General features: G+C 64.4%; 28 protein-coding genes, 1 tRNA gene and 1 pseudogene. 18 read left to right on the top strand and 12 right to left on the bottom strand.

Features of this window, described 5'->3' with window-relative positions:
* Window positions 1–3: 3 nt before the first annotated feature.
* The 4 genes from DRB17_RS17880 to DRB17_RS17865 are packed head-to-tail and all read right to left on the bottom strand — an operon-like array spanning window position 4 to window position 1923.
* Window positions 4–675, bottom strand: a complete 672-nt coding sequence (locus tag DRB17_RS17880) for an MT-A70 family methyltransferase (RefSeq protein ID WP_114583599.1) — start codon at window positions 673–675, stop codon at window positions 4–6.
* Window positions 672–1184: a hypothetical protein gene (locus DRB17_RS17875; protein WP_193725751.1), complete on the bottom strand. Its 513-nt coding sequence runs from the start codon at window positions 1182–1184 to the stop codon at window positions 672–674. The genes DRB17_RS17880 and DRB17_RS17875 overlap by 4 nt, the downstream gene beginning before the upstream one ends.
* A complete protein-coding gene (locus DRB17_RS17870; protein ID WP_114583597.1) occupies window positions 1184–1567 on the bottom strand; it encodes a hypothetical protein in 384 nt (127 codons plus the stop codon). The genes DRB17_RS17875 and DRB17_RS17870 overlap by 1 nt, the downstream gene beginning before the upstream one ends.
* Window positions 1564–1923, bottom strand: coding sequence for a hypothetical protein (locus DRB17_RS17865; RefSeq protein ID WP_114583596.1), 360 nt, complete (start codon window positions 1921–1923; stop codon window positions 1564–1566). The genes DRB17_RS17870 and DRB17_RS17865 overlap by 4 nt, the downstream gene beginning before the upstream one ends.
* Window positions 1924–2407: 484 nt before the next feature.
* On the opposite strand from DRB17_RS17865, the gene DRB17_RS20035 reads away from it, so the two are divergent.
* The 12 genes and pseudogenes from DRB17_RS20035 to DRB17_RS20765 form a co-directional block, all read left to right on the top strand.
* Window positions 2408–3073, top strand: coding sequence for a helix-turn-helix domain-containing protein (locus DRB17_RS20035; protein ID WP_147274949.1), 666 nt, complete (start codon window positions 2408–2410; stop codon window positions 3071–3073).
* Between the two features lie 228 nt (window positions 3074–3301).
* Window positions 3302–4594 (top strand): S1C family serine protease, encoded by a 1293-nt coding sequence (locus DRB17_RS17855; RefSeq protein WP_114583594.1) that lies wholly within the window; start codon window positions 3302–3304, stop codon window positions 4592–4594.
* Window positions 4595–4846: 252 nt separating this feature from the next.
* Complete coding sequence (locus tag DRB17_RS17850; protein WP_147274948.1) at window positions 4847–5290, top strand: hypothetical protein; 444 nt, start codon at window positions 4847–4849, stop codon at window positions 5288–5290.
* Window positions 5287–5625: a hypothetical protein gene (locus DRB17_RS17845; RefSeq protein ID WP_114583592.1), complete on the top strand. Its 339-nt coding sequence runs from the start codon at window positions 5287–5289 to the stop codon at window positions 5623–5625. The genes DRB17_RS17850 and DRB17_RS17845 overlap by 4 nt, the downstream gene beginning before the upstream one ends.
* A complete protein-coding gene (locus DRB17_RS17840) occupies window positions 5619–5840 on the top strand; it encodes a hypothetical protein (RefSeq protein WP_114583591.1) in 222 nt (73 codons plus the stop codon). The genes DRB17_RS17845 and DRB17_RS17840 overlap by 7 nt, the downstream gene beginning before the upstream one ends.
* Window positions 5841–5843: 3 nt before the next feature.
* Window positions 5844–6161 (top strand): hypothetical protein, encoded by a 318-nt coding sequence (locus tag DRB17_RS17835; RefSeq protein WP_114583590.1) that lies wholly within the window; start codon window positions 5844–5846, stop codon window positions 6159–6161.
* 1 nt (window position 6162) lies between these two features.
* Window positions 6163–6354, top strand: coding sequence for a hypothetical protein (locus DRB17_RS17830; protein WP_114583589.1), 192 nt, complete (start codon window positions 6163–6165; stop codon window positions 6352–6354).
* A 2-nt stretch (window positions 6355–6356) separates the two neighbouring features.
* Entirely contained in the window at window positions 6357–7499 is a 1143-nt protein-coding gene (gene dnaN, locus DRB17_RS17825) for a DNA polymerase III subunit beta (protein ID WP_161958885.1), read from the top strand.
* A 2-nt stretch (window positions 7500–7501) separates the two neighbouring features.
* Window positions 7502–8107 carry a hypothetical protein gene (locus DRB17_RS20430; protein ID WP_114583587.1) on the top strand — a complete coding sequence of 202 codons (606 nt, stop codon included), beginning with the start codon at window positions 7502–7504 and terminating at the stop codon, window positions 8105–8107.
* 3 nt (window positions 8108–8110) lie between these two features.
* The gene (locus DRB17_RS17815) at window positions 8111–9175 is read left to right on the top strand and encodes a DUF5131 family protein (protein WP_114583586.1); all 1065 of its coding nucleotides are present in this window, start codon (window positions 8111–8113) and stop codon (window positions 9173–9175) included.
* Window positions 9172–10902, top strand: a complete 1731-nt coding sequence (locus tag DRB17_RS17810; RefSeq protein WP_114583585.1) for a ParB N-terminal domain-containing protein — start codon at window positions 9172–9174, stop codon at window positions 10900–10902. Before DRB17_RS17815 ends, DRB17_RS17810 begins: the two co-directional genes overlap by 4 nt.
* Before the next feature lie 169 nt (window positions 10903–11071).
* Window positions 11072–12082 (top strand): annotated as a pseudogene (locus DRB17_RS20765) (recombinase family protein); the annotation flags it as partial.
* A gap of 586 nt (window positions 12083–12668) precedes the next feature.
* Here the strand turns inward: DRB17_RS20765 and DRB17_RS17800 are convergent.
* The 3 genes from DRB17_RS17800 to DRB17_RS17790 form a co-directional block, all read right to left on the bottom strand.
* A tRNA-Met gene (locus tag DRB17_RS17800) sits at window positions 12669–12745 on the bottom strand.
* A complete protein-coding gene (locus DRB17_RS17795; protein WP_114583584.1) occupies window positions 12723–12977 on the bottom strand; it encodes a hypothetical protein in 255 nt (84 codons plus the stop codon). The genes DRB17_RS17800 and DRB17_RS17795 overlap by 23 nt, the downstream gene beginning before the upstream one ends.
* A 560-nt stretch (window positions 12978–13537) precedes the next feature.
* Complete coding sequence (locus DRB17_RS17790) at window positions 13538–14071, bottom strand: PD-(D/E)XK nuclease superfamily protein (protein WP_114583583.1); 534 nt, start codon at window positions 14069–14071, stop codon at window positions 13538–13540.
* A gap of 458 nt (window positions 14072–14529) precedes the next feature.
* On the opposite strand from DRB17_RS17790, the gene DRB17_RS20030 reads away from it, so the two are divergent.
* From DRB17_RS20030 to DRB17_RS21075, 4 genes are read left to right on the top strand one after another with little or no spacing between them, the layout of a single operon-like run.
* Complete coding sequence (locus DRB17_RS20030; protein WP_147274947.1) at window positions 14530–15630, top strand: hypothetical protein; 1101 nt, start codon at window positions 14530–14532, stop codon at window positions 15628–15630.
* Window positions 15627–16199: an Nmad2 family putative nucleotide modification protein gene (locus DRB17_RS20025; protein WP_147274946.1), complete on the top strand. Its 573-nt coding sequence runs from the start codon at window positions 15627–15629 to the stop codon at window positions 16197–16199. The genes DRB17_RS20030 and DRB17_RS20025 overlap by 4 nt, the downstream gene beginning before the upstream one ends.
* Before the next feature lie 6 nt (window positions 16200–16205).
* Window positions 16206–17348 (top strand): ImmA/IrrE family metallo-endopeptidase, encoded by a 1143-nt coding sequence (locus DRB17_RS17780; RefSeq protein ID WP_114583581.1) that lies wholly within the window; start codon window positions 16206–16208, stop codon window positions 17346–17348.
* The gene (locus tag DRB17_RS21075; protein ID WP_479680573.1) at window positions 17308–17832 is read left to right on the top strand and encodes a PIN domain-containing protein; all 525 of its coding nucleotides are present in this window, start codon (window positions 17308–17310) and stop codon (window positions 17830–17832) included. Before DRB17_RS17780 ends, DRB17_RS21075 begins: the two co-directional genes overlap by 41 nt.
* A gap of 27 nt (window positions 17833–17859) precedes the next feature.
* On the opposite strand, the gene DRB17_RS17775 is transcribed toward DRB17_RS21075, so the two are convergent.
* Both DRB17_RS17775 and DRB17_RS17770 read right to left on the bottom strand, forming a co-directional pair.
* Window positions 17860–18855, bottom strand: a complete 996-nt coding sequence (locus DRB17_RS17775; RefSeq protein ID WP_114583580.1) for an MDR family oxidoreductase — start codon at window positions 18853–18855, stop codon at window positions 17860–17862.
* 58 nt (window positions 18856–18913) lie between these two features.
* On the bottom strand, window positions 18914–20080 hold the full coding sequence (locus DRB17_RS17770) for an acetyl-CoA acetyltransferase (protein ID WP_114583579.1): 1167 nt from the start codon (window positions 20078–20080) through the stop codon (window positions 18914–18916).
* Window positions 20081–20262: 182 nt separating this feature from the next.
* Between DRB17_RS17770 and DRB17_RS17765 the strand changes: the two genes are divergently transcribed.
* Both DRB17_RS17765 and DRB17_RS17760 read left to right on the top strand, forming a co-directional pair.
* Window positions 20263–21204, top strand: a complete 942-nt coding sequence (locus DRB17_RS17765; protein ID WP_114583578.1) for an aldo/keto reductase — start codon at window positions 20263–20265, stop codon at window positions 21202–21204.
* Window positions 21205–21231: 27 nt separating this feature from the next.
* Window positions 21232–21885: a DUF6064 family protein gene (locus DRB17_RS17760; protein WP_114583577.1), complete on the top strand. Its 654-nt coding sequence runs from the start codon at window positions 21232–21234 to the stop codon at window positions 21883–21885.
* Here DRB17_RS17760 and DRB17_RS17755 read toward each other — a convergent pair.
* The 3 genes from DRB17_RS17755 to DRB17_RS17745 all read right to left on the bottom strand — a co-directional run bounded on the left by DRB17_RS17755 (window position 21882) and on the right by DRB17_RS17745 (window position 24680).
* Window positions 21882–23096, bottom strand: coding sequence for an amidase (locus tag DRB17_RS17755; RefSeq protein ID WP_114583576.1), 1215 nt, complete (start codon window positions 23094–23096; stop codon window positions 21882–21884). The genes DRB17_RS17760 and DRB17_RS17755 overlap by 4 nt on opposite strands.
* Window positions 23097–23133: 37 nt before the next feature.
* The gene (locus tag DRB17_RS17750) at window positions 23134–23448 is read right to left on the bottom strand and encodes a hypothetical protein (RefSeq protein ID WP_147274945.1); all 315 of its coding nucleotides are present in this window, start codon (window positions 23446–23448) and stop codon (window positions 23134–23136) included.
* A 74-nt stretch (window positions 23449–23522) separates the two neighbouring features.
* A complete protein-coding gene (locus DRB17_RS17745; RefSeq protein ID WP_161958884.1) occupies window positions 23523–24680 on the bottom strand; it encodes an MFS transporter in 1158 nt (385 codons plus the stop codon).
* Window positions 24681–24955: the final 275 nt, after the last annotated feature.

The following is a 24955-nucleotide window of genomic DNA, read 5'->3' as shown; positions in this document are numbered from 1 at the left end:
CCCTCATCCCGTCGCCTCCACAGCGCCGCCGAACCTGTCCACCTCGTTGCCCCAGGGCGTCCAGCCGGGCCGGCGTTCGCGCGCGAACATTTCCAGGTACGGCCCGTCATAGAGCGCTTCGATACGCTCGTGCGTTTCGTCCGGCTTTCGGGAGTGTTCGCGCCGCGGCGCCAGGATGAGTTGCGGCACCGCCCGCGCGCCCGGCTTGAGCTTCGGCGCGCCCCGCGCCGCGCGCAGGCAGAATTCCGTGTTGCCGCGCGTGCCATACCCCAGACCCAGGAACAGGTCCCGGAAGTCCACCCACAGCCCCGCCGCCTTGGCGTTCTGCTTCACCCAAACGAAGCCACAGCTCTTGTACGTGAAACCCCATGCCGAGATGACCGACAGCGCATCCGGCAGGTTCGGCCACGTGCCCCAAAGCCACAGCACGCAATCCCGCGCCGCCGCGTCCGCCACCGGCAGGGCGCAAATCTCCTCGGTGGACATTGTCGGATAGTGCTGCTCTGCGCCCCGGCCTTGCCCACGATGCGACCACGTCGCGAAGCGCCACGGCGGATCGGCCAGGATGACCCGGTACCCGCTGCGCGGCAGCCCAGCGAAGGCGTGCCCGTCCGGCAGCGAACCCGGTTCGTCGGTGTCCGTGGCCTGAGCGCCCCTGGAACCCGGCACGGTCATTCGCAGCCTCGTCCAATGGCGCCCGCATCCCGCGCGTCCACGAATTCCCGCCATGGCCGCCAGCCCCATGCGCACCAAAAGCCCCAGTCGCGTACCCGCGGCCCTGTCAGAAACACTGTTATTGCTGGCTGTCGCTCGCCTTGGCGGTCCGCCATTAGCTCGACCCGATGGGCAGCTCGCGCACCACGCGACGTCACCTGCCCCGCCATTCGGGCGTGCATCACTGTGGCTCCCGCCGGATGGGAAGGGTCTACCGGCACTTCTTCCAGGTACCCACCGGCTAACAGGACCGACACGTTGCGCCACGGATGATCGTGCAACGCCCGGTCATCGTCGCTACGCAGAAAGCGGTGCAGATAGACGTTAAGAACCCGGTTGCGCGGCAGCAGCCACCAGCGCTGGAGGTATGGGTCACCGGTCCCGCCAATCGTGAAATCCGGCGCGCGGCGTGTCATCACCCGCTCGACCCGCTTCAACAGCCAACGCCGCAGCATGCCGGGAATATGCATCACCCCGCCTCCCCGGCCGGCACCGCCGCCGGCCCAAGCGCCGCTTCCAAGAGCGCCGTCATGCGCTTGAGCAACCCCAGGCACGCCACGGCCGCGCGCTCCAGGTGCCGGGTGCGCGCCGCCGCCTCGGGCGCAACCCCGGCCTCGGCCAGCTTGCGGCCATAGGCCTCGTACAGCGGACAGCCCAGCCCCGCCCGCGCGCTGGCCACGTCGGCCCGCACCGCGCGCTCCAGCACCTCGTTGTCCCGCCGCAATGGGTTACGAAGCTGGTCCACCCGCGAAGGCGTCACCTCCAGCAGCTCCGCCAGCCGCTCGCGCCCCACGGCACGCGCAGTCTCCGTCCAGGCGGCATGCCAGCCGCCCGCCTCGCGTCGATAGGTCATGATTGCCCTCCCTGCTGATCGCAACCGGCCTCGCACGCCGGCATAAAGCCCGCGTCTCTCATCGGCCCGCCGTACTTCGCGGCCACCTTGCTGGACTGCTGCAGTACCGTGGCGAGATGCCGGCAGTCCTCGGCCAGCAAGGGCGCGGAGATTTCCGCGAAACTGGTCGATACGCGAAGCCAGACCCGGTCGCCCGGACACGCTTCAACGCTGACCGCGTGATTGTTGACGCCCGTCTTTCTTCTTAACCCGCTGGTGGTATGTTCGAACCGAACCTCGTGCGGATACTGCTCGTCGAAGAACACGACGGTTTCGGGCTGCCTCGAACCGAACAACCGACGGAGACGCTCAAACATTGACCGAACTCCCGACGGCCTGGCTGCGCCGCGCCCGGCCGCCGGCCCTCCTGGCCCGTCGTTCATTACGAATTACCCCTTCCATTGGAATGGACACGACGAACCGTCGCGCCGAGCCTGGGTTGCACGGCTGTCACGGGAGAGGACCGATGCCCGATTCCCCCATCGACCCCGACGCCCTGCGCGCCTATGCGGAAGACTGCGCGCCCTGGCTCGCCGATGCGCTTGACGAAGCTGCGGATGTGGTGGACGAGGTGCGCTCTGCGGGTCCCGGCCGCGATCGCTGCCCAGCCAAGGCGCTTGAGGCCAGAGACTGTCGATCTCCGGTGATATGCGGAAAACCCCCGTATTCGCCCCATGACGACACATTGCTCCTTCATAAAATAACCCTGCGACCTACAGGTGTATTTCAGCCATTGCGCACGTACCCACACGATTGTATGTTCCCCGACCTTTCAACGAAAAAGAGTCCGGGAACCTGCAAGTGTCTTCACGAAGCCTTCTCCCCTGCTGCGGCGAAAAGCTGCTGCGCACGTATCCTGGTATCGACGAAATCGTCTGGGACGGTTTCGCCCATCGCTTCCGCGAGGTGGCAAACATGAACCCGCCACTTCCAGGGAACACCGTTACGCTTCCACTTGTAGACGGCCTCCCTGTCACAGCGCTCTCCAGTGGCCTTTGTGAGCGCCTCTGCCACTCGTGTTCCGCCGCCAAGACGGTCAATCAGGTCTGCATGCGCCGCTGTCATGGTCATGCCCAGACGTTCCGAAACTTTTTCGGACTTGTCAATATGTCACTTCGTTCCGACGACGCGCAGCGGTCTGTCCGCCAAAATGTCGGTATGGCACCGGACACAGAATCTCGGCATCGTCGCGAAATCGGGCGCCGCATCAGGCAGACGCGCGAAGCCTTAGGCTACAGTTCCCGTCCTGCCTTTCTGCGTGACCTGCTCGCGCAGCAACATGTCGACTACGAGCGAGATCGCCTGGAAAAATGGGAAGCCGGTAAAGCGGAACCATCGACGCGTTTCCTACGCGACTTACGCCGTTGGCGCGGGATTACTTCGGACTGGATCTTGTTCGGAGACCCGAGCGGCCTTCCGCAGGATGTCTATGAAGCAGTCCTGAAGATCGAACGCCGCGCAGGTTGAAATACGCTGAGCAGGCGCAGCATTCCCATCGCTCTCACTGCGAATGCTTGGCTTTCAGGTCTGCCTTAAGTCCCCTATTCGCCTCGCCCCCCGCCCGAGCTGCTACCTACAACGTTAGAAGTAGCCCTTCTCGATAGACTGGAATCTGCCCGCATAAGCGAATAACCTTTCGAGGGGCAACGCCAATGGGCTTGCCCTGTACGACGCGGGGAAGAAGAGGGGTATGTCATGATTAATGCGCTGCGGACAACGGTCCTGGCCGGACTATTAGCACTCGCTGGATGCGGGACACCTGCACAAATCTCCAACATTAAAAACCCTGAACCGGAAGCTTTTGCACAGTTTGAGAAGACGGTTCATCCGATTCAATTCAAAAAAATCGTTGTTCATTTGGACCGGGGGCAACACATCGGAGCAATTGAGGCAGGACTCGCATGTGTTCCTCATGGAGATCTTGCATGGAGAGGCGGACGTCTAGCCTTGGACCCGCGCGAGTTTGACGAGATCTTTCGCGAAGAGGCCAGCAAGATTCATCTGGACATCGTCGGGGACCCCGACGCGCTGTTCCAGGATCCTGATACCTGGCGCGCCGAGTACCTGGTTGCCGGGCAAATCACGGAATTGAAGGCGAACGCCTGCTACCCTATGGCCGGCTTTGGCAATCTGACATCTGCTAAGGGCGAAGCAGAAATAAAGGTGGATTGGCAGGTCTATTCCCGCCTCGATCGCGAAGTCATAGCTAAGATATCCACTCGGGGGACGGGAGAGGTTTCGGAAAGCCAGGCTGGGGGCGATACGTTGGCGATTCTGGATGCCTTCGCAGACGCTACCCAAGGCTTGTTCGCCAACAAGGGATTTCGTGAAATTGTCCGCCGGTCCGATGATGAGGAGGTCATATCGGACAGCGAGTCGCATCGGAGCCGCATTGTTCTAGCGGTAAATGCGCCAAAAGGAGGCCAAATTGACCTCGCCTCAGCACAGGAAAGCATCGTGACTGTTTTTGCCGGCGGCGGTCATGGAAGCGGATTTGCCATCTCGAATGACGGTTATCTCTTAACGAATTCCCATGTCGTAGAGAATGCCGAACGCGTGCTGGTGCGTGGCCCAAGCGGAATGGAGGCGAAAGCAAATGTGCTTTCCACGGACCGGCGTCGCGACATTGCGCTGCTTAAGGCGGAAAATGCCGGCTGGCTACAGCCCCTGCCGATACGTTCTGAACGGCTTGGCGTCGGATCGGAGGTCTATGCTGTGGGTTCACCATACCTACCCGCTCTGGAGCACACGGTAACAAAGGGTATAGTTAGCGGCTATCGTGAGGACCGCGGCTATCCACTTATCCAGAGTGACGCTGCCATCAATCCGGGCAATAGTGGTGGCCCCCTTCTTGACGATCAGGGCAATGTTGTTGGACTGGCCGTGTCTTCGTTTCGCTCAGGGGGAGGCGAAACCGGCATCAACTTCTTCATTCCAATCTCGGACGGCCTGAGGCGACTCGGGGTCGATACCGCTCCTGAGGCTTGAACTCGGCCAATACCGGGGCGCGCTTCAGCGGAATTTCAGAGCTAAAAGCGCGCCCCATCATTTGCCAATATATTCGTTGGCACGACATTCATCAGACTTCATAGCGCTTCGCCTATCTGTCTCTCCCCCAACCTGAATCCTATGTAGGTTCGGAATCGCCGAATTCCGATTTCCGATTTTTTTTCGGAATGATGTTGACCTATCCGAAAAAGTTTCGGAATATCGCGAACCATCACCACGATGGAGGCGACCATGCCTGCACCCGAAAACCAATTCCCGGCGCCTGTGCGTCACGAACTGGTGCGCACGCTGGACGTGCTGCGCAGCGTGCCGGCTGGCGTCACCTCGCTTGACGCCGGCATTGCCCGCGCGCTGGGCTTCGACGTCGAGGAAGGTTCGTTCGGCGCTTGGTACGGCCGGCGTGAGTTTGGCTCGAAGGTTATCCTGCCGCGCCTGACCGGTAATCTCGAGTGCGTCGGCCCCTGGCTCAATGCCCCCTACGTTCTGGTGGCCGAGTGCGCCGACGGCCCGTACAGCATCTTCTTCCCGCACCCGCTCGAACCCGACCGGCAGATTCGAGAGACCGCCGCCACGCCGGCGCTTGCCGCCTGCGCGGCCGTGGTTCGTCGCGAACTACTGCGGCTCGACGCTGAACGCGCGGGAGACACGCCCGATGGCGCGGGAGACACGCCATGACCGCCCCCGCCCTGACCCGGGACGAGTGGCGGCACCTCGCCCGCCTGCGCGCAATGCTGGCCGCGCGGGCGCTGGATGCCGCCACGGCCGGCTGCATCGCGGATTGCGGCCAGCCGCGCTTTCCCTACTGGCGCCTGCTCGTGGCCGCGCTTCTGGCGCTCAACGTCGCGATGGTGGCGCAGCAGGCGCTTGGCCAGGAGCTGGACCCGATGCGCCGCCCGCGCGGCAACCCGCGTCGCGGCCCGGTGCCGACACAGCTTGTCCGCCGCGCCGCCGGCCGGGGCGGCCCGTTCCCGCGTAACACCCGTACCGCAAAGGAGGTCGCCGCATGCTGACCCAGCCCGCCGCGCGCCGGGCGAAGGCCGCCCCGCCGAAGACCACCCTGGAGGAGATGACCCGCGCCATCGTCAAGCGCATGCAGGACGGCGCCGTCACCATCACCCGCCAGGACCTCGCAGCCGACGGCTTCATGCCGCGCGAAATCGACAACCACGGCGACGCGGCCATTGCCGAGGCCCGGCGCCGCGTCGCCAACACCCGTGTGGAGTAACCCATGACCGCGATCCTTTTCACCTTTCCCGACGGCGAGTGCATCGGCCCGGTCACGCCATCCCTCGCCCTCGCCGCCCACACCGCGCAGCAGCAGATGCACGCCCCCGGCGAACCCGGTTCGCCGAGCCACGGCCGCCGCCGCGCGCCACTGGAATCCGCCGGCCGCTGGCAGGGTTGCAAGGTCCGCGTCCTCGGCTCCGGCCTGGAAGGCCGCGTCGTCGGCTCCACCCGCGACGAAGGCCGCCGCCTCGTCGTCCAGCACCGGGGCGTCTTCCGCCCCTACGCCACCAGCCAGCTCGTGTCGCTGGAGGACGCCTGAGATGGAGCGGGATCGAATGGAATTGCCGGCGCACGTCGAAATGCGCGGCGACACTGTCGTCGCCGACGATAGGCCGGTGGCGACCCTGAACCCGGATGCGTCCCCGTTTGCCCGCCGCCGTTTCGAGAACCTTATCGCCCACCTGGAAGCGAATGACGTCCACCTGGGCAATCCATGGGACGACCGGAACTGACGATGAAACTCACCATCGAACGCAAGGCGCTGCACGAGGGTCTGCGCAAGGCGCAACAGGTCGCGGAACGCAGGGGCTCCATTCCGATACTGGCATGCGCGCGCCTGCAGGCGTCGACGGACGGCCGCCTCCAGGTCGCCGCGACCAACATGGACCAGCACCTGAAGACCTCCCTCCCCGCCGAGGTGGAGGCGCCGGGCGATGTCTGCGTCAACCTCGACCGGCTCGCCACCTTCGCGGCCGGCGCGCCCGACGGCAGCCAGATCGCCGTGCGCCAAGGTAAGGACAATCTGAACCTCAACGCCGGGTCGGCGCGGGCGCGCATCGCAACGCTGCCCTCCGACCAGTTCCCTTCGTGGCAGGACAGCAAGGCCAAGTGGCGCGCCGGGCTGCGCGCGGGCGACCTGCTGACCGCGCTGGGCCGCACCCGGTGGGCCGAGTCGACGGAGGAGACCCGCTACTATCTGAACGGCGTCTATATCCATCGCCACGACGAGGCCACGCTGCGTTTCGTCGCCACGGACGGGCACCGCGTTCATATCGCCCACGCCACGCCCGACGGCGATATGGAATGGCCCGATCAGAACGCCGCCATTCTTCCCCGCTTCGCCGTCGGCATCCTGCCCAAGCTGCTGGCCGAGGACGGCGCGGTGGAAGTCACCGGCAACGAGTCCAGGCTGCGCTTCGCCCAGGACTCGGTCACCTTCGATACGCGCCTTGTCGAGGGCAGCTTCCCCGACTACCCGCGCGTCATCCCCGCACAGCCGAACACGACTGTCGGGGTGGGCCGGCGGGAGCTTCTGGCGGCCGTCGAACGGGTGCGGCCGATGGCGGACAGAAAGGACAACTCCGTCAGCCTGCGCTTCATCTTCGGCCGCATCCAGCTTGCGGCACAGGCCAACGACGACCCGCCGTCCATCATCGCCGACGCCGTCGAGGCCGACGTTCCCGACCAGCCGCCCCCGGACATCAGCTTCAACGGCGGCTACCTGCGACAAGCGCTCGAGGCCCTGGAAGGAGAGCGCGTCACCATCGGCCTCACCGATTCCGCCAGCCCGGCCATCTGGCGCGGCAACGCCGACACCCACGACCTCTGCGTCGTCATGCCGAGGCGCGACGCGTTCCCCGAATTGCCGGAGGACTAGCAGTGACCCACCAGATCGCACTCAACTACACCAACTGGCGTGGCCAACGGTCCCTTCGTCACATCATCCCGAAGAACCTGTTCTTCGGGTCGAACGAATGGCACCCCGAGCCGCAGTGGCTAATCGCCGCCTGGGACTGCGACAAGAAGGCCGACCGCACTTTTACGCTGGCTGGCTTTTCCATACCCGGCCCAACGAATGTTATTGCAATCCACGGTCGCAACCGTCGTCAAAGCACGGCCTACAACTGGTGCGCGGAATGCTTCGGCGCGGCAAGCGCAGGCAGTCCGCACGAACGCGCCCGGCGCGTGCTGGAGGAGGCCCTGGAGCTTGCCCAGGCAGCTGGCGTCACGCCGGAAGACGCGGCGCACCAGCTCGCCAACGTCTACCGCCGTCCCGCCGGCGACCCGGCCCAGGAGATCGGCGGCCTCTCCCTGACGCTGCTGACCTATGCCGAAGCAGCCGGCCTGAGCGCGGATGCATGCGAAGTCGATGAACTCAACCGCGTCCTGAACAAGCCGACCTCCTACTTCGCGCAAAGGCACGCGGAGAAAGCCGCCGCCGGCGTCGCCACACCGCCGCCATCCCGCCCGGACGGAGAGGCCTGAGCCATGGCTGACAAGAGCAAGATCGAATGGACTGAGGCGACCTGGAATCCGATAACCGGGTGCCGCGTGGTCTCGCGCGGTTGCCGAAACTGCTACGCCATGAAGCTGGCCGGCGGTCGGTTGCGGCACCACCCCTCGCGCGCCGGCCTGACCGACGACAGCAAGGCCGGGCCGGTGTGGAACGGCGAGGTGCGGTTTTACAGCCCCTGGCTGGACCAGCCGCTACGCTGGAAGCGCCCCCGCCACATCTTCGTCTGCGCCCACGGCGACCTGTTCTATGAGGGAGTGCCTGACGACTGGATTGACCGCGTCTTCGCGATCATGGGCGCGGCCGAGCAGCATACGTTCCAAGTCCTGACGAAGCGGCCCGAACGGATGCGCGATTACATGCGCAAGCGCGGCCACGCCGCCTGGAATAGCGGTCGGATGGGACCCGATAAATGGCCGGCCGAAAATATCTTTCTCGGCGTCTCGGTCGAGGATCAAACGTGCGCGAACGAACGCATTCCGGCCCTGCTCGACACGCCGGCGGCGGTGCGCTTCCTGTCCTGCGAGCCGCTGCTGGGGCCGCTGGATCTGTCGGAAATCAGCGTGGGCGACGGGGTGATGCAGCCTCTCGAAACCCGTCGCTGGAGTGAAGAAATCGCGCAATGGCGCGACACCTCGGACGAGTGGGAAGCGGAATTCCTGGACTGGTTCGGCCTCTCGAAAATGCCTGCGCCCGACGACCTGATGTGGCGGCCACTCGATTGGGTCATCGCGGGCGGTGAGAGTGGCCCGAAGGCTCGACCGTCGCACCCCGACTGGTTCCGCGGCTTGCGTAACCAGTGCCAAGCGGCGGGTGTTCCGTTTTTCTTTAAGCAGTGGGGCGAATACGGGCCTGCGCCTGAGGGCGCAACGCATCCGTTGGAGTGCCACCCGGTTCCGGGCAGCAAGGGACTGATCCGAACCCGCCGCTTAAAGGACGGGCAGTTTATGCAGCGCGTCGGCAAGAAAGCAGCCGGCCGCCTTCTCGACGGCCGCGAACACAACGACATGCCATCTCTGGCGACGGAGGCGCGCCCATGACCGCCGCCCCCGCCGACCTCGACTGGTCCGCCATCCGCGCCCGCATCGACAGCGCGCGCGAGGCGGCTGGCTTTTCCGTGCGCGAACTGCACCGTGAAAGCGGCGCGCCCTATGCCTCCGTCGCCGACTGGCTGGCCGGCCGGCGGGACGTGCTGGAGCTGGCGACCCTCGCCCGCCTGTGCGGCGCGCTTGGGCTTTCGCTGTCCCATGCCATCGCGGGCGTCGAGGCGGAGTACCGTCCCCACGATGCCCTGCACCCCTCGCCGCTCAACCCGCGCCGGACGTTTAGCCAGGAGGAGCTGGAACAGCTCGCCGTCTCGATCGCGGCCCATGGCCTGCTGCAGCCGCTCGTGGTGCGGCCGCGCGCCGAGGACGGTGACTGGATTGTCGCTGGCGAGCGGCGCTGGCGCGCGCTGGGCCTGCTGTCGGCGGCCAACTTCGCGGCCGCCTGCCCGCACGGCGTCCCGGTCACGGTTCGCCGCGACATGGACGACCTGGCGCACCTGGAGTCCGCCATCGCGGAGAACGCCGACCGCGTGAACCTCAACCCGATGGAGGATGCCGAGGGCATCGCCGCCCTGGCCGATGCGCTGCGCCAAGCTGGCACGCCGGAGAGCGAGATTACCGAACGCATCGCCACGCGCCGCCGCATGGACCGCCGCGGCGTCCAGCAGCGGCTGCAGATCGTCCGCGACCTGACCGACGCCGCCAAGGCGGCCCTGCGCGACGGCACCCTGGATTTCGCCAAGGCACGCGTCCTGGTCGGCCGCGATGCCGGGGTTCAGGACCTCGCCATCGGGCATATCCGCGACGGCCTGTGGCAGACGCGCGACGAACTGACGGCCGGTCTCAAGTCCCTCGCCACGCCCGCGCCGAAGGAACCGCAGCCGGAAAACCAGCCGGCCGCGCCCGCACCGACACCGGACACCCCGAACCCGGCGGCCGCCCCCGAGGCGCCTGCCGGCCCCGCCACCGCCGACCGCGCGATACCCCCTCGTACCCCCGCGCCGGTCACCCCCAGCGGTGGCGGGGACCCCTCACCCGCGCCCGCCAACCGAAGCAAGTCCGGCGGCACGGACCGCTATCGGGTCCTTGGCGACCCGAACGTCTGGGTCTATGCCGGACAGATCGGCACCCTTGTTGTGCGCCAGGGCACCGGCTACCGCCTGCGCTTCGACGACGGCGCCGAACTCGTCTTCATGCCGCATCAGGTGGAGCGTGTGCCGGCGGACGCGCGGGCGCCGAAGCCTTCCGCCGACCCGAAACAGGATCCTCCGGCGGAAAAACGGACAGGCGATGCGGAAGACCGCGAGGCGAAGGTCGAACGCTTGCGCGAACTCTGCGCCAAACGGCCCGACGTCGCATGGCGCCTGCTGGCCGTCGCGCTGTTGCAGCCCCTCGAACGCATCGCGGTCACGCCCGGCCTGTCGGCCCGGGCCGTGACGGTTGCCGGCCGCGAGGGCGAACTCAGCGAAACCATTCGAAGCCGGCTCATGGCCGTCGCGTACAGGCTGCCCATTGGCAACACGCCGGTTCACGAACTCTCCCCGCCCGGGCTGTATGACGACCTCAGCCACCTGGACGACAGCGAAGTCCTCGACATCCTGGCGGAGTTGACCGTTGCCCGCCTGGGCCCGGCCGAAGCGCCGGACTCCACTGGGCATTCCCTCCTCGACACCGTGCTGGCGATAGAGGAACCCGCCGCGAACGGCCAGGGCGGCGCCTGAAACCATGCCGCCCCCGGTCAGCCACCCAGGCCATCAGGCGCCGCCGGCCCGCCGCGAAGGCGACGACCCGGTGCTGGCCCTGGCGCGCCTTCTTGCGCGTCAGGCGGCGGCGGAGCATGATCGCGACTCCGAACCTGCCGACCGCGATCAGAAATGATGGGCCCCCGCCATGCCCCGTGTCGCCTTCTACGCGCGCTACAGCTCCGACCGCCAGCATGAACGCTCCATCGAGGACCAGCTCCGCGACCTGACGGCGAAAGCCGAGCGGGAAGGCTGGACGGTCGTCGAGACCTACTGCGATTATGCCGTCTCCGGGGCCCATGCCGGCAACCGGCCGGCCCTGCAGCAGCTTCTGGCGGATGCCGCGGCGCGGCGCTTCGACGTCGTGCTGGCCGAGGGGCTGGACCGCCTCAGCCGCTCCCAGCGCGACGTGGCCGACATTCATGAGCGCCTGACCTTCGCCGAGGTGCGTCTGATGACGCTGTCCGAGGGCGAGGTCAGCGAACTGCACGTCGGCCTCAAGGGCACGATGAACGCCCTGGAATTGAAGGCACTGGCGAACCGGGTTCGGCGTGGCCAGCGCGGCCGCATCCACGACAAGCTGTCCGCCGGCGGCCTGCCCTATGGCTACCGTGTCGTGCGCGAACTGGACGCCCGGGGTGAGCCGGTGCGCGGCAAGCGGGAGATCGATGCGGAACAGGCGGAAGTGATCCGCCGGATCTTCGCGGCCTATGTCGCGGGGGAATCGCCGCGGGCGATCGCGCGGCGCCTGAACGACGAGGGCGTGCCGCCGCCGCGCGGCACCAAGTGGAACGCCAGCACCATCAACGGCCACCGCACGCGCCGCTATGGGATCCTGTGCAACGAGCTTTATGTCGGCTTCCTTATCTGGAACCGGCAGCGCTTCGTGAAGGACCCCGCCACCGGCAAGCGCATCGGCCGCCTGAACCCGCGCGAGGAATGGATTGTCGTCGAGGTGCCGGAGCTGGCCATCGTCGATCGGGAACTGTGGGACGCCGCGCAGACGCGAAAGGCCGCGTACGATGGCAGGGCCGTCCACCGCACGCGCCGGCCGAAGCACCTCCTGTCCGGGCTGGCGCGCTGCGGCGTCTGCGGCGGCGGCTATGTCATCCGCAGCCGCGATTACCTGGGCTGCGCGACCTATCGGGAGTCGGGAAGCTGCGACAACGACCGGCGGATCCGCGTCGGCGAGCTGGAGCGCCGCGTCCTGGACGGCCTGAAGCACCGCCTGCTGTCGCCAGAGGCCATGGCCGAGTTCGCCCGGGAGTACCGGAGCGAAATGGAACGCCGCCGCAAGACGCGCACCCGCGACACCCGCCGCACCGAAAAGCGCCTGGCCGAATTGAACCGGGAGATTGAGCGGCTTGTCGACGCGATCTGCGACGGCACCGCCACCCCGGCCATGCGCAAGCGCCTGGAAGAGAGGGAAGCAGAAAAGGCTGGCCTGGAACGCGAGCAGGCGGCCGCCGAGCAATCGGAGAACGGCGCCGACGTCGTGCCGCTGCACCCGAACCTGCCGGAACTCTACCGCCGCAAGGTCGCCGAGCTGGAGACGGCTTTAAAAGACGACGCAACAAAAGCCGAGGCCGTCGAAATCCTTCGCTCGATGGTCGACCACATCGCCATCCATCCCCGCCGCACAGCCAACACCGGCGTAGACATCGAACTCCACGGCCAACTCGCCGCCATAATAAACACGGCCCGGCCAGAGAATTCCCGGCCGGGCCGCGCAAGGACTGTATTAGTGGTAGCGGGGGAGGGACTTGAACCCCCGACACATGGATTATGATTCCACTGCTCTAACCAGCTGAGCTACCCCGCCCCAGGACTTGATCGGATGGGCGCGGCCGATGTGGCTTGGCCGCGCGGTGCAGGCCGTATATGGCTTCATGGTGGGTGCTGTCAAGCACTCCCGCACCACTTGCCGCCGGGTTCCGCATGGCCGTGGCGGCCGCCCCCGCCATCGCGCCGGCGCGGGTGGCCCATTCCTCGCCGAGCATCATCTGCATGTTCTCCAGATAGGCGCTGCCATAGCTCTCTACGGCGTTCTTCACTGCCTGCTCAAGGTTGGCCGCCCTGTGGCGTCATGTTGACGGATGCTGACGAATGATGACGTTTGCATACGGTAACGGAATCTCCTGCGTCGGCGTCGGTTTCTGGTTCATGCATCGCTCCCGTCGGTTCGTCGTGAAAAGTCGGAGGGGAGCGTAGCGGGGTTTGGGGAATAGGTCAACATTCCTAGTTCTTGAGTGCGTTCATTCAGGGGCGGGGAAGCTGCCCGCGTGAGCGGGGGTGAGGGGCGTCCCCGCCACGGCCGGCTGCAAGAACCGCTGGGGGACGCCCCTCCGGCCGCCTTCCGGCGGCCCGTCTCCCCTTACGCACGGGGAGACAACTCGTTCTCGTTTTCCCTGCCCCTCTGCCTGCTTTGCGGCAGGCGGCCGCCCCCTCACCCCGTCCCTCTCCACCGACGCGGGGGAGAGGGCGCGATAAACGCCCCAATACGGCTACTCGCCACCGTCAGTCCCGAGTAGCCGTCCCCCCTCGATTATCGTCCCTTCTCCCCCGCGTCGGGGGAGAAGGACAGGATGAGGGGGAAGCCGCGCCCCCACCGACCTCACTCCCCCGCCAACCGCCGGGTCAGCCAGTGCCGAAACATCTCCAGGCCCATCACCTCCACCTGCTTGTCGTCGATCTCCGCCGCCCGGCGCAGCGCCCAGGCGAGCGCGCCCGGACGCCAGCCGGGGCCTTCCAGCACCAGGACGACATGAACATCGGGAAACGCGAGCCGCGCGTTCGACAGCAGATAGGGCAACCGCTCGTCCAGCGACCCCCGCGTCTGCTGCCGCATCGCCTCCACCCACACCGGCTTGCCGAAGGCCGGGGCGTCGAGGACGAAGTCGATGGTGCCGCCGTGGCCGTAGATCGTGGTGTAGCGCACATGCCGCCACGCCCGGCGCGGGGAGGGGTTGTCGCCGATCTCGATTTCGCCGGGGTTGCCCAGGTCGTGCACGTCGAAGCCGTGCTCGCGCAGCACCTCCACCATCGCCGCCTCCAGCGCCTGCCCGGAGCTGCGCGGCGAGGCGGAGGCCACGGGCATGCAGAACACGGCGGCGAGCAGAAGCGCGAGGGCGCGCGGCGGCGTTGGCATGTCAGTCCTCCCGACCCGATCCAGGGGAACAGCCGCCGCGCAACCCACGCGGCGGCCGGGAGGTGACAACCTTTAGATGAGGAAAAAGGTCCGGTGACCTTTAGGCGGACGCCCTGGACATGCGCCACCGGCTCCCGGCCCCAACCGTGAAGGGCCGCAAGCATACGTCCCACGAACGCAGCAAGCGCGCGTGGCCGATGGCTTTAACACGTTTCCCGTGCCGGCCCAAGTCAGGACCGGGAGCACTGGGCCTCATCCATGGGGTTGTCACACCCCACCCGCATTGCTGCATACGGGGGTGAGCACGTCAAGATGAAGGGTGTCGGTGGGTTTTACCCGGCGGACGGGTATACCGTTGAACCTTGTATTCGGAAAGCTAACTCCAACTGTTGCATCACTCTGGATTAATCCTATCTAACGTTGAAGGAAAACCACCGAACGGTTGGCAAAAATCACATATGTTAGGCTCCGACGATCAAATAGACACTGTTCCGTGCGAAATCCAACATGCGGGGAAGTCACGTAACGGAACCGACAGATGGTGGTGCCGAACCCACGGTGCTTCTGCAACTGGCCGCGGCGGTACTCGATTGCCACGATGTGAACATCATTATTTAGGCCGGCTCCCAAAAGACGTCTTTCGTTATTCTCCAACTGATTATCCCGGAGGAGTCGCAATATGGGGAGCTGTTCCACCAATATATAACACTTCTCCTTATGAAGAAAAGCCCGGAATACACGTTCACGCTCGAACGGAGAAAGACGGTCCAAAATGTATCGACCGCACCTATGATGCGGTTATTGCAACAGTGTCAACAAACTTATTTGAATACCAAGACGTGTTGATAACCAAAGAAGCTGCCGTCGGCTACTATGTTTCTCACTTTCTTGGGCGGCAAATAACAGCGCTGCGATGCACGCACTGCGAAGCACTGCACACCGACCAAGACTATTACGCTGTGGAGCCACACATTCGGCACCAATGCAATTCCTGCGGGCGCATATTTCGAGCTTCTACACGAGGAATATCTAATCCTGTAGCACAATACAAATATTATTTCCCACAATTCCGGCAAACAAGATCACTAATTATACCCGACCGAGAACTTAACATTCAGCAATCTGATTACCTCGGAGGTGTTCAGATCTGGGCTTCAAATCCCGCCCTTCTCTGGACAGCCGAAAAACCAGAAGAAAAAGGCATACACATTCATCTTTATCATGCCAACGCGCGACGACCAGTCATAGATAATACATATTCTCGCGTTACGATTGATGGCATGACATTGGATGTGACACAAATACATTATTATATGGCACAAAAAACTTTATCTTTTTTAGGCAATAGAATTGTCTCGCTGACGTGCCCAACATGCCAGTCCGATCATTTTGACGAGGGAGACTGGGCCTTTTACCCTCATGAGCAACACTTATGTGAACACTGCGGCAGGGCCTTTAAAACCACTGGAAGAAAGCGTAAGGTTGTTAGCAACCCGATTCGGCGTACACTTGAGCTTCTTGCGCTACAAAGCAAGCGTGCTAAGGAAGAGAGAGAATGAAAGGATATATATACATTAGTGGGACCGGCTCAGATCCAATTGTCAATAACAATCTCAATGACCCAATATTTGGAAAACCACCAACCCTGGGTGCATGTATGCCTAACATCCGACGTTTTGTTGATGTCGGTGATTTTATATTTGTGGTAAGCGGAAAAACTGAAGGCGTGCAACAATATGTCGTTGGTGGCTTTCAGGTAGATGAAAAAATCCATGCACTCGACGCCTACGATCGATTTCCTGAAAATCATCTCTATGTGGACAAAAATGGTATATTACAAGGCAACATAATTGTTACGCGGAATGGTGCACAACATCACTTAGATCGACACAGCTCGTCAACCTTCGAAAGCCGACTAGAAAATTATATCGTAGGACGTAATCCTATAGCGCTTACAACGCGGCGAGAGGCAGAGCTTGGAAGGCAGCAAACTATTGGCAAGTTGGCCGATGTTCTCGGGCGCCGTAGAGGGAATCGGGTGATTGATGTTATGGCTAGATGGTCAAAGCTGAACGAGAACCAAGTCACTCAATTGATTGACTGGCTCCAAGGAATTAAATATAATTGATATAACATGTCAAGTGTATCACAACTTTTAAATTCTCTTGGCGTGGAAGCGTCAGAAGTTGCGGATAAAGCGAATATACCCGTAGAGCGCGCTGCCCAAATATTGGAAGGGGCCTCGCCTACGTTCGCGGAGTTGCGTGCATTAGCACATGGGCTGGGCTTACCCATGGAAGCATTTGCTAGTGGTAACGCCCCATCCGAAAAGTCTAAAAGCTTAAGTGTAAAATTCCGGACGAAACCAAGTGCCGGAAAATTTCACAGCAATTTAGAGAAAGAAAATATTGCTAATTTTGTGAATTCCGCCTTATCTATTTTACCTGTTCAAAATGAGCTTCCGGACTGGCTTGGAAGGCTATCGTTTAAAAAGGAAACATATAGTGAAGCCGAACAGCTTGCATACAATTTCCGGTCGATGTTTCTGAATGAGCCTTGGGATGAACCGGTCACGCATCTACCGGAAATTCTTTCAAATAATTGTTCTATATTTTTGTCTAAAATGAAAGCAAATAGCTATGAGGGCGCCTCTCTTATAATGAATAATAATGTTTTTGTATTTGTTTCGCCGAGGTTCCCAGGACGAATGCTTTTCACCATAGCACACGAGCTAGGTCACGTCATCGCTCACCATAAATACGGCGGTCCAGCCATATTCGATAGTGAGGAGAATTTATATGGATGGAGAAAAATAAGCAAATCAGAAAAATTTGTCGATATTTTTGCGTCTATCTTACTTCTTCCAGAACGTGGTGTAGCCAGAGCACTAAAGAAAATTCGCCAATCATATAATATTCACTCTTCACAAATTGGAGATATTGAAATTCTTGTCCTAGCAAGATTTTTCGGCGTAAGCTTTGAAGTCGCTGCTCGACGCTTGGAAAGGCTCGATCTTCTTCCAAAAGGGGGCGCAACTTCCCTTCGTGATGAGCTTTATCGAAAACACGGGAGTCCTGAGAAACGTGCTGAGTCAGCAGGCCTTCCTGCTCGCGTACTCGTCGATATTCCCAAAGTTTCCGATAATCTTCTTCGGCACATAGTGAAAGCTATAGAACTAGGCGATATATCTACGGGTTGGGCCTGCGATAATTTCGGTGTCGCGATTACTGATATTAATGATGCACATTCGAGGTTTAGTGGTGAATTACGTCATTGACGCTTGTTCACTTATCAATCTTCATAATGCAGCTGCCATGGAGCCCGTTGCTATGATTTCGGGCTGCAATATTTTCGTCACACCTATCGTTTTTAAGGAATGTAATGACGGTTGTGCAACAGAAATTTTGCGTCTATACAAAAAAGGGATTGTCGAATTTTTTGATGATAGCGAAATCTCTGCATTCGATTATTTGCATATTTTGTCCCAGTATAGTCTTGGCGCTGGGGAGAGTGAATGCCTCGCTGCGGGAATGTCTTCCGGTTGGCCAGTTTGTAGCGATGATAAACGCGCTCGGACGGTCGGGAAGAATCTCTTGGGAAGCGAAAATATAATAGGATCTGCCCGACTATTGAGATGGACCGTCCAGGACAAAATAATAGGGTGCAAGGAAGCTTCGTGTAAATTCTGTCGGATGCGTCAATTAGGGGGGTTCCTTCCAAATCTTGACCAAGATTTCTTTTGTATAGACCGTTGTGTCTAATTCAGTGACGCGAACATAGCTGTACCCCTACACCTCCACCACAGTCCGCCCCCTCACCTTCCCCTCCAGAATCTCCTTACCCAACCTCGGCAAGTCCTCCAGCTTCGCGGTCTGCGTCGCCTCGTCCAGCTTGTCCTGGGGCATCTCCTTGGCGAGGCGTTTCCAGGCGGTCAGGCGGCGGTCGGTGGGGCACATGACGGAGTCGATGCCGAGCAGGTTCACGCCGCGCAGCAGGAAGGGGAGGACGGTGGTCTTGACTTCCGGGCCGCCGGCGAGGCCCACGGCGGCGACGGCGCGGCCGTAGGCCATCTGGCCCAGCACGCGGCCCAGCATGGCGCCGCCGACGGCGTCGACGCAGGCGGCCCAGCGCTCGGCCTCCAGCGGCTTCTTCGAGGGCTCGTTCAACTCGGCGCGGTCGATGATTTCCGTGGCGCCCAGGTCGCGCAGGTAGTCGTGCGTCTCCGCCCGGCCGGTGACGGCGGCGACGTTGTAGCCGAGGTTCGCCAGCACCGCCGTCGCGACCGAGCCGACGCCGCCGGCCGCGCCGGTGACCAGCACCTGCTCGTCCTTCGCGGGCTTGAGGCCATGCTCCTCCAGCGCCATGACGGCCAGCATCGCGGTGAAGCCCGCCGTACCGAGCGCCATCGCGCGCTGTGCCGTCAAGCCGTCGGGCAGCGGCACCAGCCACTTGCCCTTCACCCGCGCCTTCTCGGCATAGCCGCCCCAGTGCGCCTCGCCCACGCGCCAGCCGGTGAGCACGACCTTGTCGCCCGGCTTGTAGTCGGGGTTGTCGCTCTCTTCCACCTCGCCGGCGAAGTCGATGCCGGGGATGTGCGGATAGCTGCGCACCAGCCGGCCCAGGCCGTTCAGGACCATGCCGTCCTTGTAGTTGAGGGTGGTGTACTGCACCCGCACCGTCACGTCGCCGTCGGGCAGACGCTCCTTCAGGCGGCTTTCGTCCAGGTCCTCGAACGCCTGCTCGATGCCCTCGTCGCGTTCGTGCAGTACCAGCGCCTTCACCATCCGTCGTTCCCCACTGTCCTCGTGTTTCGTTTGGTCCGTGCAGTCGCGTCCGCCGAGCCTAGCGCAGCGGCTCCAGGATCGAGACATAGTTGGCGACGCACGCGCCGCCCATGTTGAACAGCCCGGCGAGGCTGGCGTCCGGCACCTGCATGTCGCCGGCGGCGCCGGTCACCTGCATCGAGGCCATGATGTGCATGGAGACGCCGGTGGCGCCGACCGGGTGGCCCTTGCTCTTCAGGCCGCCCGAGGGATTGACCGGCAGCTTGCCGTCCTTCGCGGTCCAGCCCTCCATCGCCGCGCGGGCGCCCTGGCCGTGCGGGGCGAGGCCCATCGCCTCGTACTCGATCAACTCGGCGATGGTGAAGCAGTCGTGCGTCTCCACCAGGTCCAGGTCGTCCAGCGTGGCGCCGGCCTGCGCCAGCGCGCGCTGCCAGGCCTCGGTGCAGCCCTCGAAGCGGGTGATGTCGCGCTTGCTCATCGGCAGGTAGTCGTTCACCTGCACGGCCGCGCGCAGCATCACCGCCTTGTCCATCGACAGCGCCGTCTCCTGATCCGTCATCACCAGCGCCGCCGCGCCGTCGGAGACCAGCGAGCAGTCGGTGCGCTTCAGCGGGCCGACGACATAGGGGTTCTTCTCCGACTCCGCGCGGCAGAACTCGAAGCCCAGGTCCTTGCGAAGCTGCGCATAGGGATTGGCGACGCCGTTTTTGTGGTTCTTCGCCGCGATGGCCGCCAGCGCGTCGGACTGGTCGCCGTGCTGCTGGAAGTATTGCTGGGCGATGCGGGCGAAGACGCCGACGAAGCCGCCCTCGATGTCGCCCTCCTCCTTCAGGTAGGCGGCCTTTTGCAGGCACTTGGCGATCTCGGCGTTGGGCAGGCCGGTCATCTTCTCCACGCCGACGACGAGGACGTTGCGCGCGCGCTTGGACTCGATGGACTTCATGGCGTTGTGGACCGCCGCCGAGCCGGTGGCGCAGGCGTTCTCCACATGCGTCGCCGGCTTGAAGCGGAAGCGCTCGTCATGCTGCAAGACCAGGGAGGCGGGGAAGCCCTGCGGCGAGAAGCCCTCGTTGAAGGTGCCCAGCACGATCTCGTCGATATCCTCTGGCGCGAGGCCGGAGTCTTCGACCGCCTGCACGGCCACCTTGCCGATCAGGCTTTCGACGTCGTCGTTCTCGTGCTTGCCGAAGGGCGAGTGGCTCCAGCCGACGATGCAGGCGCTCATGTGTCGTTCCTCCGAAAGATGCCTTGGCGCGACTCATAACACGCCGATACGCGATTAGGGAGTGGGGCGCGTCGCTTTCAAGCCGGGCGGGTCGCAAGGCGGTTGCCTTGGCGGCGCGTTGGCCTCACTTCTGACTCGACGTCATGCCGCCGGGCATCGATGGAACAGCCGGGAGGCGGAACATGCCGGGACTGCCGACAGGGTTGAGCCGCCGGGTCTTCCTGGGCTCGCTGGCGGCCGCCGCCGTGACGCCGTCGCTCGCGCCGCGCCCGGGCCGGGCCGCCGGGCCGACGGGGCCGATGCTGACCAGGGCGATTCCCGCGACGGGCGAGCGCGTGCCGGTGATCGGCATGGGCTCGTGGATCACCTTCAACGTGGGCGGGGACAAGGCCGCGCGCGACCAGCGGGTGGAGGTGCTGCGGACCTTCTTCGAGATGGGCGGCGGCATGGTGGACTCCTCGCCGATGTACGGCTCGTCCGAGGAGGTGATCGGCTATTGCCTGGAGCGGATCGGGAAGACGGATTCGCTGTTCTCCGCGACCAAGGTGTGGCACCTGCTGCAATCCGTGGGCAAGAGCCAGATGGCGGAGTCGCGCGAGCTGTGGGGCGTGGACCGTTTCGACCTGATGCAGATCCACAACCTGCTGAACTGGGAAGGCCATCTGGAAACGCTGCTGGAACACAAGGAGCAGGGGCGCATCCGCTATATCGGGATCACCACCTCCCACGGCAGCCGGCACGGGGAGATGGAGCGGATCATGACCGAGCAGCCCATCGACTTCGTGCAGTTCACCTACAACATCCTGGACCGGGAGGCGGAGCGCCGCCTGCTGCCCCTTGCCGCCGAGCGCGGACTGGGCGTCATCATCAACCGCCCGTTCCGGCGCAAGCAGTTGATCCGCATGTTCGAGGATCATCCGCTGCCCGAGTGGGCGGGAGAGATCGACTGCCGCAACTGGCCGCAGTTCCTGCTGAAGTTCATCGTCTCGCACCCGGCCGTGACCTGCGCCATCCCCGCGACCTCCCGCGTTGACCACATGGAGGAGAACATGGGCGCGCTCTACGGACGGCTGCCCGACCAGGAGACGCGGGCGCGGATGGTGCGCTACGTGGAGAACCTTTAGCCTTCGCGGCGTGGTAAGCGAGCCGAGATGCTGCCGTTCACCCCGGACATCCTGTTCTCCAACCTGGCGCACTATAACCGCGAGGTCTGGCCGGTGGCCGTGCTTGCCTATGTCCTGGGGCTGGCGGCGGTGGCCCTGGCGTTCCGGCCGGTGGCGGGCGGCAGTCGGGCTGTCGCCCTCGTCACGGCCGCCGCCTGGGTGTGGGTGGGCGCGGCCTATCACCTGACGTACTTCGCCACGATCAACTTCGCGGCACCGCTCTATGGCGCCGTCTTCATCGCGCAGGGCGCGCTGCTGGCCTGGACGGGCGCGGTGCGGGGGAAGCTGCGCTTTGCGGTTCGCGGCGACCCGTTCGGTTGGGCCGGGCTGGGTCTGGTGGCCTTCGCGATGGCGGTCTATCCCCTCGTGGCGCCGGTGGAGGGGCACGGCTGGGCGGGCGTGCCGCTGTTCGGCCTCGCCCCCGCGCCGACGGCGATCTTCACCCTCGGCATGCTGCTCCTGACCGCCGGCAGGGCGCCGGTGCACCTGGCGGTCATCCCGCTGCTGTGGTCGCTGGCCGGGGGTGCGACGGCCTGGATTCTCGGGATTACGGCGGGGCTGACGCTGCCGCTCGCCGGACTCGTGGGGTTCGGCCTCGTGCTCTGGAAGAACCGGCGGGCGCGGCTGGGCGCGGCCGCCTAGTCGAAGCGCGCGCCGGGGTCGTGCCGCGTCTCTCCGCACAATGAGACGGCGAAGTCCAGCAGCATGCGGTCGCTGCCCTTCGGGCCAATCAGGCCGAGGCCCAGCGGCACGCCCTCAACCGTGGCGACCGGCAACGCGACCTGCGGCAGCCCGGCCAGACCGGCGGGGGCCGTGATTTGCAGCGTGCGGCCGCGATGATCGGCCAGGGCCTCGGCACTCGCGTCCAGGCGCGGCGCGGGACCGGCGGCGCACGGCAGGCAGATCACCGCACCCTCGCCCGTCAGTTCGGTCATGCGCGCCCGGTAACGCTGGCGCGCCTCGGCCGCGGCTTCGGCGGCCTCGGCGGTGACGGAGCGGACGAAGTCCCAGCGCTCCTGCATCTCGGGGCCGAAGACCGGGCGCTCGCGGGCGATCCAGTCGGCGAACTCGGCATGTGCCTCGCGCGCCTGGATCGTGCGGAAGCAGTCCATCCAGGCGCCCAACCCCTTCCCTGCCTCGTCCAGGGAAACCGTTTTCGCCTGTCCAAGGCGGTATTGCAAGCGCTCCACCCACGGGCGCAGGGCTGCCTGCGCGTCCGGGGTCGCCAGCGCCCAGGCATCCTCCGCCACCACCAGGGACCGGGGTTCCGCCGGCGCGCCTTCGGGCGCGGGGGGAAGCAGGACGTCGCCGACCGCGCGCAATAGCTCGGCCTCGCGCGTGAACCAGCCGACGGTATCGAAGCTGGGCGCCAGCGCCATCGCGCCGTCCAGGCTGATCGCGCCGTGCGTGGGGCGCAGGCCGAACAGGCCGCAGTAGCTGGCCGGCACGCGGATCGAGCCGCCGGTGTCGGTGCCGAGCGCGAAGTCCACCATGCCGCCCGCCACCGCGGCCGCCGAGCCGCAGGAGGAGCCGCCCGTCAGGCGGCCGGGCGCGTTCGTGTTGGTCGGGGTGCCGAAGTGCGGGTTGCGGCCGCTGAGGCTGTAGGCCAGCTCGTCCATCACCGTGCGGCCCAGCAGATGGGCGCCGGCGTCGAGGCATGCGCGCACCGGCGGGGCGTTCTCCGTCGCCGGCGCGTGCGTGCGCGCCCAGTCGGGGTTGCCGCAGGTGGCCGCCACGCCCTTGACGGCGAAGAGGTCCTTCACCGCGAAGGTCAGCCCCGAGAGCGGGCCGACCTCGATTTCCCTGCGATCCAGCGCGCCCTCGGGCACGAAGGCGCCTAGCGTATCCAGCATGTCCGGCCGCTCCCGGTCAGGTCAGATTTGGGTCAGGTCAGATTTCGGTTTCGGTGATCCCGCCTTCCTGGTCGCCGTCGCTCTCGCCGTTCTCATCCTGCTCCGGCGGGTTCAGGCGCGGAATCACGATATCGCCGTTTTCCTCGACCCTTGGCATGCCGTATTGCGGGATGGCATGCAACAGTCCTTCCAGCGCGCGCAGCAGACGCTCGGCGCCCTCGCGCGCCAGGTCTTCCGGGCTGCCTTCCTGCTGGCCTTCGCCGCCGCCCCCGGACTGGGCCATCGCCGGGCCGGAAACGGTGACGAGTGCGAGCATGGCGGCGGCGGCGACGGCGGAGAACCTGTGGGACATGGCCGCGACCTCCTTCGAGCTTAGCGACAAAAGTTGGTTCCAAAACGCGAGAGAGCCAGCCCAATGTGGCGGTCTCAGGGCGCGCGCGCCGTCCGATAAAGCGCCAGCAGCGCATAGGCGATGCTGGTGACGGCCAGGAATACCAGATAGCCGTGCGGGTTCCACAGGTCCATGGCGGTGCCGGCCAGCGTCGGCCCGACGAACGAGCCTCCCTCGTAAAGTACGATGAAGGCCGCGTTCGCGACGGCCAGGTCGCCGGGGCCGAAGCGCGCGCCGAGCAGCGCCAGCCCGACGCCGTAGTAGCCGAGCGACAGCCCGCCCAGCAGGAAAAGCACCGGCCAGGACGCCCAGGCCACTACGCCCGCCAGCGCCACCAGCGGTGTGGCCAGCGTGGCGACCACCGCCATGGCGATCAGCAGGCGCCGACGGTCCATGCGGTCGGCAATCCAGCCGATGGGGTACTGCAACACGATGCCGCCCACGATCAGCACGCTCAGAAGGGTCAGCGCGCTGCCCTGCTCCAGCCCGGTGCGCAAACCGTAGACCGGCAGCAGGAAGTAGAAGGTGCTCTCGCTGAGCCCGGCGATCAGCGCCGCGCCCGCAACCGTCGGCGCCTGCCGGATGACCTGCGCGAGCCGCATGCTGGGCGCGTGATCGATAGGCGGAATCAGGTGCCATGCGGCGATCAGCGGCAGCGCCGCCAGCATCAGCGCGCCGACGCCCAGCAGGAAGGGCGCGAAGCCGGTGACATCCGTGGCCTGCAACACCAGCGGCCCAACCGCCATGCCAAGAAACAGCACGGCCGTGTAGAGCCCCACCATCCGCGCACGGTTGTGATCCTGAGCAATCGCGTTGATCCAGGTCTCCCCGACCAGCCACGGCATCGCCATGCCGAAGCCCATCAGAAAGCGCAGCACGAACCAGATGCCGAGATCCGGCAGCAATGGCATCAGGAGAATGGAAACGCTGGCGATCAGGAAGCCGCCCAGCATCGCTGTGCGGGCCCCCACCTGCTTGACGACCCCCGCCAGGAACGGTCCCAGCACCAGCACCGCGAACGACGGCATGGCGCCATTCAGGCCGATAAGCCACGCCGATACACCCCAGCGCTCCAGGATCAGCGACGGTAGCGGCATGCTGATGCCAAGGAAGGCCCCGACACCAAAGGTCGCCGCAATCACGGCGCCGAGGCTGACCCGGCGCTGCCGGGCGGTGAGCACCGCCTCGCTCACGCTCCCTCCCGGCGCTTGTAGCAATTGCCGATGGCAGGCAACGGTGTGTTTCCTTGTCTTCCGTCCAGCGCCTGCCATAGCGTCCACATGCTGGCGCGACCGTAACTGGCTGGCCGCTATGCTGCCAGAGAAGGGATGTGCAAGGGAATTGGCGACGTCGTGGCAACCCCCTTGTGTCTTTGAATTTTGGCAGGATGGGCGGTGACGCGGTGCCGGGTCATGACCCGGCACCGCGTTGCGGCCGTGAGCCCGTTACCCCCTTGGCCTGGATACCG

The sequence above is a fragment of the Ferruginivarius sediminum genome (genome assembly GCF_003344765.1).
GTDB classification, from domain to species: domain Bacteria; phylum Pseudomonadota; class Alphaproteobacteria; order Kiloniellales; family Rhodovibrionaceae; genus Ferruginivarius; species Ferruginivarius sediminum.
This window is presented reverse-complemented; position numbering and strand designations above follow the sequence as displayed.

Coding starts and splice junctions, on each gene's coding strand:
- DRB17_RS17755 (WP_114583576.1), bottom strand. CDS start 23,096: ATGCTGGATACGCTAGGCGCCTTCGTGCCCGAGGGCGCGCTGGATCGC.
- DRB17_RS17810 (WP_114583585.1), top strand. CDS start 9,172: ATGACCGCCGCCCCCGCCGACCTCGACTGGTCCGCCATCCGCGCCCGC.
- DRB17_RS17875 (WP_193725751.1), bottom strand. CDS start 1,184: ATGCATATTCCCGGCATGCTGCGGCGTTGGCTGTTGAAGCGGGTCGAG.
- DRB17_RS21075 (WP_479680573.1), top strand. CDS start 17,308: ATGATGCACATTCGAGGTTTAGTGGTGAATTACGTCATTGACGCTTGT.
- DRB17_RS17775 (WP_114583580.1), bottom strand. CDS start 18,855: ATGGTGAAGGCGCTGGTACTGCACGAACGCGACGAGGGCATCGAGCAG.
- DRB17_RS17865 (WP_114583596.1), bottom strand. CDS start 1,923: ATGTTTGAGCGTCTCCGTCGGTTGTTCGGTTCGAGGCAGCCCGAAACC.
- DRB17_RS17765 (WP_114583578.1), top strand. CDS start 20,263: ATGCCGGGACTGCCGACAGGGTTGAGCCGCCGGGTCTTCCTGGGCTCG.
- DRB17_RS17835 (WP_114583590.1), top strand. CDS start 5,844: ATGACCGCGATCCTTTTCACCTTTCCCGACGGCGAGTGCATCGGCCCG.
- dnaN (WP_161958885.1), top strand. CDS start 6,357: ATGAAACTCACCATCGAACGCAAGGCGCTGCACGAGGGTCTGCGCAAG.
- DRB17_RS17880 (WP_114583599.1), bottom strand. CDS start 675: ATGACCGTGCCGGGTTCCAGGGGCGCTCAGGCCACGGACACCGACGAA.
- DRB17_RS17830 (WP_114583589.1), top strand. CDS start 6,163: ATGGAGCGGGATCGAATGGAATTGCCGGCGCACGTCGAAATGCGCGGC.
- DRB17_RS17840 (WP_114583591.1), top strand. CDS start 5,619: ATGCTGACCCAGCCCGCCGCGCGCCGGGCGAAGGCCGCCCCGCCGAAG.
- DRB17_RS20025 (WP_147274946.1), top strand. CDS start 15,627: ATGAAAGGATATATATACATTAGTGGGACCGGCTCAGATCCAATTGTC.
- DRB17_RS17770 (WP_114583579.1), bottom strand. CDS start 20,080: ATGAGCGCCTGCATCGTCGGCTGGAGCCACTCGCCCTTCGGCAAGCAC.
- DRB17_RS17870 (WP_114583597.1), bottom strand. CDS start 1,567: ATGACCTATCGACGCGAGGCGGGCGGCTGGCATGCCGCCTGGACGGAG.
- DRB17_RS17855 (WP_114583594.1), top strand. CDS start 3,302: ATGATTAATGCGCTGCGGACAACGGTCCTGGCCGGACTATTAGCACTC.
- DRB17_RS17780 (WP_114583581.1), top strand. CDS start 16,206: ATGTCAAGTGTATCACAACTTTTAAATTCTCTTGGCGTGGAAGCGTCA.
- DRB17_RS17790 (WP_114583583.1), bottom strand. CDS start 14,071: ATGCCAACGCCGCCGCGCGCCCTCGCGCTTCTGCTCGCCGCCGTGTTC.
- DRB17_RS17760 (WP_114583577.1), top strand. CDS start 21,232: ATGCTGCCGTTCACCCCGGACATCCTGTTCTCCAACCTGGCGCACTAT.
- DRB17_RS17845 (WP_114583592.1), top strand. CDS start 5,287: ATGACCGCCCCCGCCCTGACCCGGGACGAGTGGCGGCACCTCGCCCGC.
- DRB17_RS17850 (WP_147274948.1), top strand. CDS start 4,847: ATGCCTGCACCCGAAAACCAATTCCCGGCGCCTGTGCGTCACGAACTG.
- DRB17_RS17815 (WP_114583586.1), top strand. CDS start 8,111: ATGGCTGACAAGAGCAAGATCGAATGGACTGAGGCGACCTGGAATCCG.
- DRB17_RS20030 (WP_147274947.1), top strand. CDS start 14,530: ATGTTAGGCTCCGACGATCAAATAGACACTGTTCCGTGCGAAATCCAA.
- DRB17_RS17750 (WP_147274945.1), bottom strand. CDS start 23,448: ATGTCCCACAGGTTCTCCGCCGTCGCCGCCGCCGCCATGCTCGCACTC.